The organism is Chryseobacterium sp. VAUSW3 (assembly GCF_002205795.1).
GTDB lineage: Bacteria > Bacteroidota > Bacteroidia > Flavobacteriales > Weeksellaceae > Kaistella > Kaistella yananensis.
On the sequence record NZ_NIUY01000001.1, the window covers coordinates 223,465 to 239,569 of the forward strand.

Genomic DNA, 16,105 nt, shown 5'->3' on the forward strand with positions numbered 1-16,105 from the left:
ATTTTTTTAATTTTCTCTGTATGAACTCACCAGTTTGTCGAGATTAAGACTTCTTGCAGAAGCATCAAAAATTTCTCGGTAAATCCCATGCATACTGATCAGTTCGTCGTGGGTGCCGCTTTCTACCACTTCACCTTTTTTCATGACATAAATTTTATCTGAATCCAAAATCTGAGAAAGCGAATGCGAAATAATAATCACCGTTCTACCCTCTTTTATGGCATCCAAGGAGTTTTTGATTTGTTCGGTAGCAATTGCATCCAGGCTTGCGGTAGGTTCATCCAGAAAAATGATGGGCGGATCTTTCAGAAAAAGTCTCGCGATGGCAATTCTTTGCTGCTGTCCGCCGGAAAGTTGCGTTGCATCGTGAAGATACTTTTCCGGAAGATCCATAATCTGGTCGTGAAGATACGCTTTCTTTGCAGCATTTTGAATTTCCTCAAAACTGGCATTCATATTTCCGTAGCGTATGTTATCTTCGATACTTCCCTGGAAAATATGATTTTTCTGCAATACCAAACCGATATCATCTCTCAATGCTGTATTTTCAAACTGATTAAGATTCACGTTATCGAGTAAAATTTCTCCGGAATCAGGAAGGTAAAATTTACAAAGAAGATTAATCACCGTAGATTTTCCGGCGCCACTTAAACCAACCAGTGCGGTAGTTTTTCCGTTTTCAATCAACATAGAAACATTTTTCAGTGCTTTGGTACCGTTCGGATAAGAGAAATCAACATTTCTGAGTTCGAAAGAACCTTTTATATTTTCTTTAATGAAATTTCCGCTCGGTTCGGTTTCTTCATCTGCATTCAGGATATCAAAAAATCCTTCAGCGTAAATCATCGCGTCATTCATGTCATCATAAATCCTGTGAAGCTGGCGGATTGGCGCTGATACATTGTTAAAAAGAAGGATATGAAGCATAATCGCACCAATCGTCATCTGCTGATCGAGCACCAGAAAAACGGTCAACAGAATGATTAACACCACACCGAACTGTTCGATAAAAGTCTTTAACCCGTCGTAAATAAAATTTGTTCTACGCGTAAACAGCTGACTTTCCATGAGTTGCATCTGAAGATCGTACTGTTTTTTGCCTTCAAATTTTTCTCGCACGAAACTTTTAATCACCATAATCGAACTGATTAGATTTAAAAGTCCCGAAGTTTTCTGTTCTCTCTGGTTTCTTAAAGTTCTTCTTACACCCGATAATTTTTTTGCCTGTAACGAGCTTACATAAAAATAAATAGGAACAACAATGGTGGAAACCATACCGACATACACATTCTGCATGTACATGATGATGAGGGCAATAATAGCATTAGAAAAAAGCGGTAAAATATCGATGAAAAAATTCTGAACAAGTTTGGTTAAACTCTCGATTCCGCGGTCGATACGGATCTGAAGCTTGCCCGACTCGTGGTTTTCGTCATTAAAATAGGCGACTTTATAAAGAAGAATTTTATCAATCACCGATTGCGCTAACACAGAACTTGTGCTGATGCGTATTTTTTCGCCGTAAAATTTCTGCCCAAACTGAATGAAGATATTCAGAAGCTCTTTACCCAATAAAATTGCGGAAATAATAACCAAAATATGAATCCCTTCTTCCATTGGATACGGAAGTTTGGTGAGTTCGGTTACCTCATCAACCGTATATTTTAAAACGAGCGGATTTACCTGCGCCATCAACGCACCCAAAAAGGTAAGAAAAAGCGTCCCGTAAATCATCAACCTGTAAGGTTTTATGAACGGAATAAGCTGTTTGTAAATGTGATAAAGCGTGATGCTTCGCTTGAATGGTTGTGCCATGATGATTAACCTACGAACGCCTCAAAATACAAAAAACGTGCGAAAACTGCTACCCTTCGTAAGCGTAGGTCGTTAAATAATGCAATTCGGGTTTGCTGAGCGCTTTGGCGTCGGTTTCTGCCTGGTCTTTTCGGTAAGTTTCGCCGATATGCTTTTTCTGAAAAAGAAATGCATTATTCGCGTTTTTATCTACAACTTCATTAAAGATATATTCAATTTCCGAATTTGAAAGTGAAGCAAAGCTGATGTCTTCAAAACCGTACATCAAACGCAGATTGTCGACACCCTGATAGTTTTCATCCACAAAATCCTGGAACTGCTGCTTGGAATCGAAATTTCCGGCCCAAATATTATAGACGAAAGATTTTTTCTTCGGTTTGTTGAGAATATCCTGATACACGAAATTTTCGCCAAGATACGCTTCCCGAACCATAGGATCATTAGCCAAATCTTGCGGAAGACCTTCTTTGAGAATACGGCCTTCAAACATAATGTAGGTTTTGTGAGTAATCGCTAAAGTCTGCTGAACATTGTGATCGGTAATTAAAATCCCGATATTTTTATCAACAAGACTGCGCACAATTTTCTGAATATCTTCAACCGCAATCGGGTCAACTCCGGCAAAAGGTTCATCCAAAAGAATAAAATCGGGGCTTGTCGCAAGACATCTTGCGATTTCGGTACGTCGTCTTTCACCACCGGAAAGCAAATCTCCGCGGTTTTTGCGGACATGCTGCAGAGAAAATTCCTCGATCAGCTCGTCACATTTAATCTGCTGTTCGCGTTTCGAAAGTTTGGTAAGCTGAAGAACACCCAAAATATTATCTTCAACAGAAAGTTTACGGAAAACCGACGCTTCCTGAGCCAGATAGCCAATTCCCTTTTGCGCGCGGCGGTACATGGCGTCATTGGTAATTTCTTTATCATCGAGAAAAATTTTCCCGGAGGTGGGCTTCACCAAACCTACAATCATATAAAAAGAGGTGGTTTTTCCGGCACCATTGGGACCGAGAAGCCCGACGATTTCGCCCTGTGAAACTTCCACTGAAACACCTTTTACGACTTTTTTGGGGCCGTACTCTTTAATTAAATTTTCTCCGCGTAGAATCATGGAACAAATATATAATTTTTGAATGAGAGTTACAGAATACGGTTGATGATGTTGAATGGGTAAGGAATATAAATTTCAGGCGAAAAAATGTTATATTCGCTACTTCAAACTGAACAAAATTGAGCGCCAAGGAACAGGAATTTTCGAAACTGATTAAAGATAATCAAGGCTTGATTATTAAGGTTTCCCGGCTGTATACCAATTCGCTGGAGGACGAGCAGGATCTTTTCCAGGAAATTGTGTTACAACTCTGGCGTTCTTACGACTCATTCAAAGGGCAATCTAAGATTTCTACCTGGATGTACCGTGTTGCGCTGAATACAGCCATTACGCTTTTCAGAAAAAAAACCAAGTCACCACAAACCGATGAACTGATGGATTTTCACCACAGTGGATATATGGAAGATGATGACGAAAAGCAACAGCAGGTTTCGCTTCTTTATAAAGTGGTAAAGATGCTTCCGCAGGTGGAACGGGCAATTGTAATGATGTATCTGGATGATTTGCCTTACCGCGATATTTCTGAAAACCTTGGGATAACGGAGGTAAACGCACGCGTGAAAATGAACCGACTGAAAAAAACGTTAAAAGAGTTAATGGAAAAACATGCCTGAATTTGATTTAGACAGCTTCAAAAAAACCTGGCAGGAGCAGAAGGTAAAGCCAAAATATAACAGCACCGAAATCGAGGCGATGCTCAATAAATCGTCGCGGAATTACGTGAAATATATCCTGTGGATAAGCATTGCAGAATTCCTTATCATTCTGGGCGTGAACATTTATTACTCCTTCCTTGGCGATGACTCTAACAGTTTCATCAAAATCCTGGGGAAACTTGGCGTGCAGAATTCTACCGATTTACAGACCAGTTTTGGGAATCTTTATTTAGTGCTGAAAACTATTAGTTTAATTATTACCGCTTTTTTTGTGGTGCGGTTTTACCGAAATTATCGTAAAATCAATATAGAATCTAATCTTAAAAAACTGATTCTGCAGATCATCAGATTCAAGAAAACAGTAAACCTGTTCATCTTAGCCAATATTTTGCTTTTAATTGTCTTCACGGGGGTTTTAACGGTTTTCACCTTTATGGTTTTATCACAGCAGAACATTCATCTCACGCATCCAACTTTAATAGGATTTGTGGTGGGAATTATTGTAATGACGATATTAAGCATCGTACTGATCTGGATTTACTACCGCGTCGTTTACGGAATTATCCTTAAAAGATTAGGGAAAAATTTAGGTGAACTACAGAAAATAGATTCACAACAGGAATAAAAAAAAGGTCAGTTTTCAGTAACTGACCTTTTTGCTTATCATTTAAATTACAATTCTTTTCTTAGCCTTGCAACCGGAATATTCAGCTGTTCGCGGTATTTTGCAATGGTTCTTCTTGCGATGTTGTACCCTTTTTCTTTCAATAATCCTACAAGAGCATCGTCGGTTAACGGTTTGCGCTTATTTTCGTTATTGATGACTTCCTGAAGATGATTTTTAATCTCCTTGGTGGAAACTTCTTCGCCGTCATCATTGGTAAGCGAATCGGAGAACAGGCTTTTCAGGTAAACAATTCCGTTTGGTGTGTCGGCATATTTGCTTTTTACCACCCGTGAAATGGTTGAAATATCGAAACCTGTAATATCTGCCACATCCTTCAGGATCATCGGTTTCAGGGATTTTTCGTCACCGGTAATGAAGTAGTTTTTCTGCAGTTTTACAATTGCCGTAATCGTTTGCAACAACGTATTCTGCCTTTGGTTAATCGCATCGATATACCATTTTGCAGCATCGAGTTTCTGCTTAATGAAAAGCGCTGCCTGCTTGTGATCCGGCGAGTTTTTATCGTGAGAATAAGTCGTAAGAATGTCTTTGTACTCATCGGAAACGCGGAGTGTAGGCGCATTTTTGCTGTTGAGTAAAGGGATAACTTCCGATTGGCCGTTTTTCCCTTCTTTGATCTGAATCACAAAATCCGGAATAATTTCCTGATTGATGGTGATGGTTTGCGTATCGAAATTTCCGCCTACTTTCGGAGAAAGTTTAGAAATTACTTCCAGTGCGTCCTTCAGATCCTCTTCTTCGATATCGTATTTCTGAATAATTTTGTTGTAATGCTTATTGGTAAGTGCATCGAACTGGTTTCTAAGGATATTTCCGGCGAGGCTTACGGCTTTGTCGGCACTTACTTTCTTTTCGATCTGCAAAAGTAAACATTCCTGAAGGTTTCTTGCGCCAACTCCCGGCGGATCGAGTTTCTGAACATAATTCTCTAAAATATCCTCTACTTTTTCTTTGGTCGTGTAAACTCCCTGCGAAAAAGCCAGATCATCAACCAATTGTTTGCTTTCTCTTCGCAAATAACCGTCGTTATCCAGGTTTCCGATGATGTATTCGGCGATTTTAAGATCGTCGCCTTCAATTGAAATCAGGCGAATCTGCTCCAGTAGATAGTCGTAAAGTGACTGACCTTCCGTTAAAAGCGATTCATTATCAAAATCTTCGTCGTCTGCCGAATAATTGTTTGATGCTGTTTTATAAGCAGGTTCATCATCAAAGATATATTCATTTACATCAAAATCGGTACTGATGCTATCGGTTCCTTCCTCTTCAAAACCTTCGTCCAGAGAGGCATAATCTTCTTCTTTGGATTCTTCCTGAACTTTTTCGAGTGCAGGGTTTTCCTCAAGCTCACGCTCGAGTTCTTCTTCAAATTCCAAGGTGTGAAGCTGGATCAACTTCATCAGCTGGATTTGTTGTGGAGCAAGTTTTTGCCCGAGTCTAAGTTGTAGGTTTTGTTTTAACATTCTTGATTTGGTCTTACAAAAATTTAATTTCTGTGTGTATATTTTTTTCTGCGAGTGGGTTAAAACTCAGCATTGTGTGGTGTTCTTGGGAACGGAATTACGTCTCTAATGTTCGTCATTCCCGTCACGAAAAGAACGAGTCTTTCTAAACCAAGCCCGAATCCTGCATGCGGAACCGAACCGAATTTTCTGGTATCCAGATACCACCAGAGCTCGTGTTCATCAACATTCATGGCTTTCATTTTGGCCGTAAGCACATCGAATTTATCTTCTCTCTGCGAACCGCCGATAATTTCGCCGATTCCCGGGAAAAGTACATCCATTGCAGCTACTGTTTTGCCGTCTTCATTAAGTTTCATGTAGAAAGCCTTAATTTCTTTCGGATAATCAAATAGAACAACCGGACTGTCGAAATGTTTTTCAACCAGATATCTTTCGTGCTCACTCTGCAAATCAGCGCCCCATTCTTCGATCGGGAACTGGAATTTGCCTTTTTTGTTTTCTTTTGAATTCTTCAGGATATCAATCGCTTCGGTATAAGAAACCCTCTTGAATCTTTTCTTTATAACGTTTTCAAGTTTTTCAATTAAACCTTCCGCAGCTCTGTCTTTTTCAGGTTTCTGCTTTTGTTCTTCGGCAAATCTTTTGTCTAAAAACTCCAGATCATCTTTGCAGTTTTCTAAGACATAACCGATGACGTATTTTAAGAAATCTTCTGCCAGATCAATATTGTCTTCCAGATTATTAAAGGCAACTTCAGGCTCCACCATCCAGAATTCTGCGAGGTGACGTGTGGTATTCGAGTTTTCTGCACGGAAGGTAGGTCCGAAAGTATAAACGCGTCCCAATCCCATCATAGCAGTTTCAACATTCAGCTGTCCGGAAACGGTAAGGTTGGTTTTTTTACCAAAGAAATCCTGTTCATAATCGACATCACCATTTTCATCTCTCGGGATGTTATTGATATCGAAATTCGTAACGCTGAACATTTCGCCTGCTCCTTCTGCATCGGCACCGGTAATAATCGGCGTATTCATGTAAAAGAACTGGTTCTGGTGAAAGAACTGGTGAATCGCAAAACTTACCGCACTTCTTACTCTGAAAACAGACCCGAAAAGATTCGTGCGGAAACGCAGATGCGCCTGCTCACGCAGCAATTCGAGGGAGTGTTTTTTAGGCTGAAGAATGGTTCGGTCTCTTTCTTCGGTAAAATTATCTCCAAGAATCTGAATTTTCTTTGCAATAATCTCGATGCTTTGTCCGGCTCCTTGGCTTTCAACCACTTCACCTACAATCTTCAGCGACGATGCAGTGCTGATATTTTTGATGGTATTATCATCAAAATTCTCGAAATCTACAACAACCTGTAAGTTGTTGATCGTTGAACCATCGTTCAAAGCGATGAAACGGTTGGAGCGAAACGCCCGAACCCAACCCTGAACAGTAATATCGTGATGTAAAAGTTTTTTATAATCTGAAAGTAATTCGTTAATCGTGGTTCTCATTGCTGATATTCAAGTTTTTAATGATTGTGTAAAGGCTTTTCTTTACAGATATCTTATCAATAGTTACAAATGTAATAAAATTTGGCGTAATTTTTGCTGTAAGATATAAAAAATCAACAAAAAATTTACAAATTTTTTACGCGTTTTTTCTCAATTTAAACTTCCCGCGGCCCGGCCTGAGTGAAGCTCTTTTTGTGTAGCGAAGCGAAACAAAAAAGCGGGAACGGAGGACGGAAACAGCCGCCCAAAAAAACCTCAGGTAATCATTCGTCTTTCTTTGAAGGAATCAGAAAAACATCCATCAAACCTTCCGGCAGCGCCATTTTTATGTATTTTTCTTCGCGGTTAAGTTCAATAATCCAGTCTTTGATGATTGGGATTACGATCTGTTTGTCTGCCAGATTCAAAAGGAAATAATGCTGCCCTGTCTGGTCGTTTACAGATTCGATTATCCCACAGCTTTTGCCGTCTTCTTCGCGGATTTCGAAACCGATGACTTCGTGGTAATAAAACTTGTTTCCGGTAAGTTTTGGCAGTGTGGAAAGCGGAAGATAAACCTCTTTTCCCAGCGACTGGTCTACCAAAGCCTCGGTGGAATTTTTAAAGGAAATAATGAGCGTGTCACCTTTGCTCCAGGACTGTTTTGCCACAAAAAACGGCACCAGCAATCCGTTGATATCCACAAAAATGGAATCTAATTTATTATACATTTCGGGCTGATCGGTATCGAGTTTTAGAAACACGTTGCCGTGAAGTCCGTGTCTGCGCGTAATTTTCCCTAAGAAATAACAATCTTCTTTTTTCATGCGTAATTTTTCTGATTGATGAAACACAGTAAACTGCGTTAGCACTGCAAATATAATGGGTTTTAAAATAACAGAGACGCCAATATTGGCGTCTCTGTAGGATATTTTTTGTAAGTTATTACAGAAAAATTAAGCCTGCGCTTCTTCAGTACCTTCTGCTTCAGCAGCTGGTTCTTCTGCAGTTTCTTCAGCAACAGGAGCGTTTGCAGCTTCTTCAGCAGCTTTTTCTTCTGCCAATTTAGCTTCAGCTTCCGCTTTTGCATCAGCTTCTAATTTAGCAGCTGCATCTAATCTTGCTTGGTTTACTTTTGCCTCTGCTTCTAAAGCTGCTTTTTTAGCATCTTCTTTAGCTTTGCTTAAACCGTCTTTTTTGCCAAGAACCTGTTTTTCTTTTTCTTCTAACCAAGAGTTGAATCTCTTCTCAGCTTCAGCCTCATCAAATGCGCCTTTAGCAACACCACCAAGAAGGTGTTTTTTGTAAAGAACTCCTTTGTAAGAAAGAATTGCTCTTGCAGTATCGGTAGGCTGCGCACCGTTGTTAAGCCATTTTACTGCAGAATCCACGTTTAATTCGATAATCGCAGGATTTGTAATTGGATTGTAAGTACCGATTTTCTCGATAAATTTACCATCTCTTCTTGCTCTTGCATCTGCAACAACAATGTGGAAAAAAGGCTTTCCTTTTTTACCGTGTCTTTGTAATCTGATTTTTACTGACATAAATGTTTGATTTTGTGGGAACTCGTCCCGATTAATTATGAGGTTGCAAAGATAATTAATTTATCTGAACTGAGAATAAAAATCCATATAAATTTCTACCACATTTTCAGACTCCGAATTAGAAGAAAATCTATTGAAAGAACACCATAATGAGTGCCAGAATAAAACCCAGTCCGGCGTAAATCATTCCTCTTCTGAAGGCCTTGGATTTATAATTGAACATCCAGAACGACGAAATCACAAAGAAAAACAAAACCAGTCCAAAAACAGCATTTAATGTTGCATAACGGTGTTTCGAGGTCGATTTGTGCAGTTCGTTGAATTTTTCCAGAACAAATGGCAGCTGCATTTTCGAATATTTTGTTTCGCCGGTTTTCATATTATAAGTCCCCTGTTCAAATTTCTGAACATCACCTTCGCTACCTTTAAATTCTACATTACGCATTTTAATTTCTTTCGCTAGCTCCTTTTCTGTAAGATTTGGCTTAAGAACGATTTCGTACTTGTTTTCCTTTTTCAGAAAATTGGTGTCACGGTAAATCAGCAGAACGCCGCTAATTGCGTATACCGCCATTATTCCTGCTGCAAAATAGCCCAAATAGCGGTGTGTAATCCGCATGAATGTTTTTGTATCCTTAATTTTTGCCATCGTTTATTTGATTAATTTGTTTTTTGAGGTTTACGATAAAAGTGGAAACGGGTTTCCACTCTTTGGTAATATTTTCACCTAAACGATTAAAGTTTGTACGTTAAAGTGAAGTAATAATTTCTTGGAGTAATTGGATTTACGGAATAGTTTTCATGATAGTTATAATTCACGGTATCAAAGAGATTTCCTACTTTACCCATTACAGAAAATTTCTGCCATTCATATCCAACTGATAAAGCAACAGTGGCATAATCATCAACCGGCAATAATCGGGAAACCCCATTTCTAGTGTCTAATGTTTCCTTGGTATCATTCCATCCTGCGATACGGTCGCCTACAAAGTACACGCTGGCCCCCAGCTTAAGTCCTTTTATATAATTTGGCAGGGTGTAAAATACCGATGCATTTGCGGTAGTTGCAGGTGTACGGACCAACCGTTGGTTCTCAACATACCCAAACCCTTCAGGCGTATCCAAATAAACCGCGTGATTGTAGGAAGCACCAGCAATAATCATTAAATTGGGAGTTGGATTTCCGGTAATGTCGAGTTCCACACCACGGCTGCGCATCTTACCTGCAAATTCTTTTATGGTAGAATCATTGTTCACCTGTCCCTGGGCATTAAATTCTGCCATCTGATAGAAGTTTCTGTTTTCAATCTGATAAAGGGACAAGTTCAACGCTACCGCATTTTTCCAGAAATTCTTTTTCATACCAACCTCGAACTGATCAATTATCGATGGCGTCAACGAGTTATCGTAAATGTCACGTCCAGTATTTGCTGAGAACGAATTGGTGTAAGTTGCAAAAAGCGATAGATTGTCGTTTGGCATATAAATAAGTCCGGCTTTTGGCGAAAAAGCTCTGTCTACGGTACCTGCAGTATTGTTTACACCATTTGTTACAAACGATTTCTTTTCGGTTTCGAGGTTTTCGATATAAGACCATCGTAATCCCGCCAAAACTTTAAACTGTTCGGTGATACTAATGAAATCCTGGGCATAAATTCCAAATCGCTGCGTTGGGATTCGGGTTCTGTCTCTTTTTGTAGCTGTGGGTATTGCGCCGCTTGTCCACGTGGATGGATCATCAAGATAAATGGTTCCATTCGTGCTGCCATTAGTTCCGTAAGCTGTTTGTGAAAGATTATAAGCGTACGCATCTGCAGTTCCGTAATCGCCATCTGTACCGATTAAAATTTTATGGTTAATTTTTCCGGTATTGATTTCTCCATTCAAATTAAGCTGTAAGGCCGTATAATTCTGCTCATTGTATGTTCTGTTGACGGGTCGGTTCCATTTCAGGCGCCCTGCATTGTCGTAAGTCCAGGTGATTCTTTCTGTAGAAAAATAATCTTTTGTATAATTCTGGAAAGAAGCTACAGTATTCAAAGTCCAGAACTCACTGAACTGATGATTAAAGGTTATTCCCGCCGTTGCCTGCTCTGTATTTTGATATTGCCAATCTGCTCCCAGGAAAGCGTTTCTTGGCAAAAGTGTATTTAAACGGTAAGATTTATCATTGTTTTCAATGGCGCCAATCCCAAAATCCGGAGTAAATTCATTCTTTAAATAATCTGCTTCCACAATCAATTGTGATTTTTCACCAATATTGAAGAGGAAAGAAGGATTAAAGTAATATTTCTGTGATTCCACAACATCGCGGAAACTTTCAGCTGTCTCGTATGCTCCATTTACACGGAACGCAATTTTTTCAGAAATCGGTCCGTAAAAATCAACAGTTGGTTTATAAGAATTCCAGCTGCCGGCGTTCAGTCCAACACTTCCACCAAAATTAAAACGTGGTTTTTTGGTAATTAAATTTACCACACCACCGGCGGAAACATTCCCGTAAAGCATGGCGTTTCCTCCTTTCAAGACTTCTACCCTTTCCAGACCTGAAACTTCAGGAAAAACACCACTGTTTACCCGTGCACCATTTTTAAAGATGTTATCGTTCCCGAAATTAAAGCCTCTTCCGCCAAAACTGTCCTGCGAATTTCCCCGGGAAGAGGTGATGTACAAACCATTTACATTCTGAAGAACTTCACCCAACTGTTTCGCCTGTTGCTGCTCGATTACCTCGTGAGTAACAATTGCAATAGGCTGCGGATTCTCCATCACCGTAAGATTCGATTTAGCAGTTAGTGCCTTTGCTTTGTTAGGATTACCGGTTTTATGAAGGTTTATATCTTCAATTTCCTGAATCCTAATGGTATCATTAATCGGATCGAATTTCATTTGCGCATTTGCTGACATGCTAATCAACAAGACTCCCAACGACAATATCTGCTTTTTCATTTACAAGTTTTTATTTAGAATGAATTAAAATAACGGTGCAAATGTAAAAAAGCCTTCGGGAAATACAAAATCTATTTTGAATTATTCTAAATAAAATTCAGTGTCACTGTTTAACTGTTTGAAAATGAATAAATTTATTTATTACTGATTTTTATCATTATCGCTCATAAATAAGATTCCCGCTCCTATGAAAAGGAGATTTACGATAAAATAGATCATTCCGTTCGGTGCAGAAGCAGTACCGAAAAGCACCACCACAATTCCCAATATCGCAATTACAGACATGGTAAGTTTAAAAAAACGGTTGCCGGAAAACACATTTTTTTTGAAGAGCCTGAACAACCCAATGAAAAGCGCACCATTAACAAGGTAGATAAATACAATAGGAATTGCAGAAAGATCAAAATTCCGGGCCGTAAAATATGGATGCGTATTGGTAATATAATAAATAATGATATAAAAAATAATAATTCCCAGTCCTAAAAAAGCGCTGTTTACAGGCATTTTTGTTTTGGGTTCAATAACATCCAGGTTCAGGAAAATTCTGGATTTTTTAAGATTCGCAAACTGGTAAGGTACACGGATTGTCGCTAAAAGCAAACCATTTGAAGTTCCCAAAACCGATACGATAATAAAAAACTGCATCAACAAAGCTCCGGAATCTGACGCGATTTTCCGCGAAAATTCGGTGATATAGGTATCTTTCAACTGAACTATCTCCTCACCGCTCATCCTGAAAACAATTCCCATGTAATACGAAATATAAATTACCATCACAGCGATGGTTCCTAAAATTAATGCTTTCGGAAGGTTTTTACTTGAATTTTTAATTTCACCGGAAATCTGTGTCGCGATATACCAACCGTCGAAGGCAAAAGAAATAGGGATAAAACTCGCAGCGATCAAAAATAATAAAGACTGATTTTCCCTAACATTTTCAGCAGCGTAAGTGAAGTGATTCGCTTCTTCGACATCACCTTTCACCAAACTTAAAATTCCCAGAGAGGCAATAAATATCAACGGAAGCACTTTCAAGACTGTCGTAAACTGCTGAAAGATGCCGCTGCTTTTCGGTCTGAAAATATTGAAGGTAAAAAAGATCAGCAGATTTACAAAACCAATGAGCGCAAAGTGGAGCGTTGTAGGTTCAAAATTTAAGAATTCTGCACACAGATGCGCAATATAAATGCCGGAAACTGTAAATAAAACCGCAGTCAGCAGAGGATAAAAAAGACTCAGATACATCCATCCTACGAAATATGCAGCTTTTTCACCGAATCTGTAATTCACATAATTCAGGATTCCGCCGTCTTTGGGGAGCAACTCCGCGTAATTTGCCATAGAAATTGCCCCGAAAACTACGCTTACTCCAACAATAATAAATCCTACAAGTCCAGCAAGAATATTTCCTTGAGTAGAAAGCAGTACATCATCAACTTTAAAGAAAATACCGGAACCGATGACCTGGCCAATAACCATTGAAATTGCTGTGAACAGGCCGTATTTAGCCTCGAGTTTCTGCTCCTTTTCCATAGGTTGAATGTAGATTTTATAAGTGATGATATATTTTATTCTTGAAGTTCAAGCCAGCGCATTTCCAGTTCATCCATTCTGTCGGAAATCTTCTCTAATTCTGCAGAAAAAACCGAAATTTTCTCGTAATCAGTTTCATTATTAAGTTTTTCGAGAATTTCAGCACGCTTTTTTTCAAACTCCGGAATTTCCTTATCAATCATTTCCAGCTCGCGCTGTTCTTTGAAAGACAGTTTCTTTTTTGTAGAAGGTGTAGCAGCAACAGAAGGTGTTGGAACGGTTTCCGTTTTTTTAGGAACTTCCCGAACCTCAACCTGAGTTTTTTTATTCTGATCCTGACTTTTAGCCTCGCGATATTCCGAAAAATTCCCGACAAAATCTTTAATCACACCATGGCCTTCAAAAGCCAAAACGTGATCTACAATTCTGTCCATGAAATATCTGTCGTGCGAAACGATAATTAAACTCCCCTGAAACTGCAGAAGGAAATTTTCCAAAACCGTTAATGTGGGCAAATCGAGATCGTTCGTCGGCTCATCGAAAATCAGGAAATTTGGGTTCTGGTAAAGGACATACATCAAATGCAGCCTTCTTTTCTCGCCACCCGAAAGTTTAGAAATCGGCGAATACTGCGTTTGGTCATCAAAGAGAAAAAGCCTCAAAAACTGTGATGCAGAAATGGTTCTCCCGTTGGCCAAAGGAAAATTTTCACCAATTTCCCTGATGAAATCAATTACCCTTTCCTCTTCTTTATATTGCAGACCTTTTTGGGAGAAATAACCAAATTTAATGGTTTCTCCAGTTTCAATGGAGCCGCTGTCGTAAGGTTCAAAACCCTGAATGATATTTAAAAGCGTGGATTTACCCGCACCGTTTTTACCCACAATTCCGACTTTTTCGCCGCGCTGAAACTGATAACTAAAATTCTTAAGCAAAACTTTATCACCAAAACTTTTATTGATATTTTTGAGCTCCAAAATTTTATTCCCAAGACGTTTCATTTCGAAATCGAGCTCCAGTTTCTCTTTTTTTGTGTTGGTTTTCGCTACCTTTTCGGTTTCGTAAAAATCATCAATTCTTGACTTCGATTTTGTGGTTCTGGCTTTTGGTTGTCTGCGCATCCATTCCAACTCTTTACGGTACAGGTTTTGGGCCTTATCGATGGTCGAATTTAAGTTTTCTTCGCGGATGATTTTATTCTCAAGATAGGTCGCATAACTTCCGTTATGAAAATACAGATTCTGGTCTTCCATTTCCCAGATTATATCGCAAACCGCATCAAGAAAATACCGGTCGTGAGTCACCAAAAGCAGTGTTACCATTGCTTTTGAAAGATAATTCTCGAGCCACTCAACCATATCAACGTCGAGGTGATTGGTCGGTTCATCCATAATCAACAAGGTGTGACGATGTTGGGCGCGGGTTTCAACCAAAAGTTTCGCCAGCGCAACTCTTTTGATCTGGCCGCCGGAAAGGTTTTTCATTTTCGCCTGTAAATCAGTGATTTTCAATTGCGTGAGAATTTGGCTCATTTCATTTTCCAAATCCCAGGCTTCATGAATTTCCATTTCATTCAACGCTTTATCCATATCATCGGCATTTTCGGTTAAAAGCGCGTGATGATAGTTTTTTAAAGCCATAATGGGCGGAGAATCCAGCGTCATCATAAATTCTTCCACATTCAGTTCGCCTTCAAAATCGATTTCCTGATCGAACAATACAACCTGAATGTCTTTATTAATAATTACACTTCCGGAATCTGCGATTTCTTTACCCATTAAAATTTTAAGCAAAGTCGATTTCCCGGAGCCGTTTTTGGCAACGATGGCAATTTTGTCGCCTTCGTTGATGTTGAAGGAAATATCTTTGAATAAAACTTTTAAACCATAGGATTTGGTAAGGTTTTCTGCGGAAACGTAATTCATTATGAGTTGTTGTTGCTGTTAAATGCTGTTTTGAGACTGCGAAAATACGATAATTGCACTTAATCGAGCGTCAGTCTTTTTAATGACCAAAGACTACCGTTGTACACATCAATATCCACCTTGGTGTTGATTCCGTAGACGATTCCTTTTTCGGTGAACTGCCAGAAATCCCACTTTCCGTCGGGCATTGGCTGCCCAACATCATTGTAATTGGCGATCCAGAGCGGATAATCATCAAATTCGCCTTTCAGGAAGTCTTTGTAATAATGGTAATAAGTATATATGATTGGTTTTTTGCCATATTTTTCTTCTACAATGCGGCACCAGATCTTTAAATCTTCTATTAGTTTTTCGTTGGATTTTCTTCTCGGAATTTTTTCAATATCGAGGACTGGAGGCAAGTCGCCCTCCTCCAGTTTTACATTATCTAGAAAATTATTAGCCTGACGCACCGGATCCTCATCAGCACGGTAAAAATGATAAGCACCGCGAATGAGATTATGCTTTTTGGCCAGCTCCCAGAATTCATCGAAATGCCTGTCGGCACTGCGGTTACCCATCGTAGCCCGCAAAACCACAAATTCTATCGGAATGGCGCGGTTTCCGATGCTTAAACTGTCCCAGTTGATATCTTCTTTTCTTTGATAATGGGACATGTCGATCCCGAAAGTTTTATCGGCATAATCTCCAATAATTCGATTAATACGCTGTTCTTCAAATTCGGTGTTCGAAAGCTTTTTATGCTCGAATTTATTAAAATACATGGCATAGTAAAAAGCGATTTTTTCTTTTAGATAAAACCCCGTACCCAGTAATGCCAACGCCAGAATCAACAGAAGAATCTCTCTTCTCAAAAGGAAATTTCTTCTGCGTTTTTTGTGGATTTTTTTGGAAACTTTCTTCCTGACAGGTTTTTTGGGCATAGAACTGCAAA

General features: G+C 39.2%; 12 protein-coding genes and 1 pseudogene. 2 read left to right on the plus strand and 11 right to left on the minus strand.

Translation table 11 applies throughout. The features are described 5' to 3' along the window. Positions 1 to 6: 6 nt before the first annotated feature. On the minus strand, positions 7 to 1,734 hold the full coding sequence (locus CDW55_RS01065; protein WP_088468657.1) for an ABC transporter ATP-binding protein: 1,728 nt from the start codon (positions 1,732 to 1,734) through the stop codon (positions 7 to 9). Between the two features lie 466 nt (positions 1,735 to 2,200). Further along, a pseudogene (lptB, locus tag CDW55_RS01070) lies at positions 2,201 to 2,926 on the minus strand (LPS export ABC transporter ATP-binding protein); the annotation flags it as partial. Between the two features lie 119 nt (positions 2,927 to 3,045). Here lptB and CDW55_RS01075 point away from each other — a divergent pair. After that, positions 3,046 to 3,540 (plus strand): RNA polymerase sigma factor, encoded by a 495-nt coding sequence (locus tag CDW55_RS01075; protein WP_088467891.1) that lies wholly within the window; start codon positions 3,046 to 3,048, stop codon positions 3,538 to 3,540. After that, positions 3,533 to 4,207 (plus strand): beta-carotene 15,15'-monooxygenase, encoded by a 675-nt coding sequence (locus tag CDW55_RS01080; RefSeq protein WP_088467892.1) that lies wholly within the window; start codon positions 3,533 to 3,535, stop codon positions 4,205 to 4,207. The genes CDW55_RS01075 and CDW55_RS01080 overlap by 8 nt, the downstream gene beginning before the upstream one ends. A 47-nt stretch (positions 4,208 to 4,254) precedes the next feature. Here CDW55_RS01080 and rpoN read toward each other — a convergent pair whose 3' ends face one another. The 9 genes from rpoN to CDW55_RS01125 form a co-directional block, all read right to left on the minus strand. Then, positions 4,255 to 5,733, minus strand: coding sequence for an RNA polymerase factor sigma-54 (gene rpoN, locus CDW55_RS01085; protein ID WP_088467893.1), 1,479 nt, complete (start codon positions 5,731 to 5,733; stop codon positions 4,255 to 4,257). 59 nt (positions 5,734 to 5,792) lie between these two features. Beyond that, on the minus strand, positions 5,793 to 7,238 hold the full coding sequence (gene asnS / locus CDW55_RS01090; protein WP_088467894.1) for an asparagine--tRNA ligase: 1,446 nt from the start codon (positions 7,236 to 7,238) through the stop codon (positions 5,793 to 5,795). Between the two features lie 263 nt (positions 7,239 to 7,501). Next, complete coding sequence (rimM, locus tag CDW55_RS01095) at positions 7,502 to 8,044, minus strand: ribosome maturation factor RimM (RefSeq protein WP_088467895.1); 543 nt, start codon at positions 8,042 to 8,044, stop codon at positions 7,502 to 7,504. 129 nt (positions 8,045 to 8,173) lie between these two features. After that, positions 8,174 to 8,764, minus strand: coding sequence for a 30S ribosomal protein S16 (locus tag CDW55_RS01100; protein WP_088467896.1), 591 nt, complete (start codon positions 8,762 to 8,764; stop codon positions 8,174 to 8,176). Between the two features lie 130 nt (positions 8,765 to 8,894). After that, complete coding sequence (locus CDW55_RS01105; RefSeq protein ID WP_088467897.1) at positions 8,895 to 9,413, minus strand: hypothetical protein; 519 nt, start codon at positions 9,411 to 9,413, stop codon at positions 8,895 to 8,897. Between the two features lie 86 nt (positions 9,414 to 9,499). After that, positions 9,500 to 11,713, minus strand: coding sequence for a TonB-dependent siderophore receptor (locus tag CDW55_RS01110; RefSeq protein ID WP_088467898.1), 2,214 nt, complete (start codon positions 11,711 to 11,713; stop codon positions 9,500 to 9,502). Between the two features lie 141 nt (positions 11,714 to 11,854). Further along, on the minus strand, positions 11,855 to 13,246 hold the full coding sequence (locus tag CDW55_RS01115) for an APC family permease (RefSeq protein ID WP_088467899.1): 1,392 nt from the start codon (positions 13,244 to 13,246) through the stop codon (positions 11,855 to 11,857). A 35-nt stretch (positions 13,247 to 13,281) separates the two neighbouring features. Next, positions 13,282 to 15,171: an ABC-F family ATP-binding cassette domain-containing protein gene (locus tag CDW55_RS01120; RefSeq protein ID WP_088467900.1), complete on the minus strand. Its 1,890-nt coding sequence runs from the start codon at positions 15,169 to 15,171 to the stop codon at positions 13,282 to 13,284. Positions 15,172 to 15,230: 59 nt separating this feature from the next. Further along, a complete protein-coding gene (locus CDW55_RS01125; protein ID WP_088467901.1) occupies positions 15,231 to 16,094 on the minus strand; it encodes a glycoside hydrolase family 25 protein in 864 nt (287 codons plus the stop codon). Positions 16,095 to 16,105 lie beyond the last annotated feature (11 nt).

What these genes read in the sequence shown, in the direction of transcription:
- CDW55_RS01065 (WP_088468657.1), bottom strand. Translation starts at nt 1,734, where the DNA reads ATGATTTACGGGACGCTTTTTCTTACCTTTTTGGGTGCGTTGATGGCG.
- CDW55_RS01080 (WP_088467892.1), top strand. Translation starts at nt 3,533, where the DNA reads ATGCCTGAATTTGATTTAGACAGCTTCAAAAAAACCTGGCAGGAGCAG.
- rpoN (WP_088467893.1), bottom strand. Translation starts at nt 5,733, where the DNA reads ATGTTAAAACAAAACCTACAACTTAGACTCGGGCAAAAACTTGCTCCA.
- asnS (WP_088467894.1), bottom strand. Translation starts at nt 7,238, where the DNA reads ATGAGAACCACGATTAACGAATTACTTTCAGATTATAAAAAACTTTTA.
- rimM (WP_088467895.1), bottom strand. Translation starts at nt 8,044, where the DNA reads ATGAAAAAAGAAGATTGTTATTTCTTAGGGAAAATTACGCGCAGACAC.
- CDW55_RS01100 (WP_088467896.1), bottom strand. Translation starts at nt 8,764, where the DNA reads ATGTCAGTAAAAATCAGATTACAAAGACACGGTAAAAAAGGAAAGCCT.
- CDW55_RS01105 (WP_088467897.1), bottom strand. Translation starts at nt 9,413, where the DNA reads ATGGCAAAAATTAAGGATACAAAAACATTCATGCGGATTACACACCGC.
- CDW55_RS01110 (WP_088467898.1), bottom strand. Translation starts at nt 11,713, where the DNA reads ATGAAAAAGCAGATATTGTCGTTGGGAGTCTTGTTGATTAGCATGTCA.
- CDW55_RS01115 (WP_088467899.1), bottom strand. Translation starts at nt 13,246, where the DNA reads ATGGAAAAGGAGCAGAAACTCGAGGCTAAATACGGCCTGTTCACAGCA.
- CDW55_RS01120 (WP_088467900.1), bottom strand. Translation starts at nt 15,171, where the DNA reads ATGAATTACGTTTCCGCAGAAAACCTTACCAAATCCTATGGTTTAAAA.
- CDW55_RS01125 (WP_088467901.1), bottom strand. Translation starts at nt 16,094, where the DNA reads ATGCCCAAAAAACCTGTCAGGAAGAAAGTTTCCAAAAAAATCCACAAA.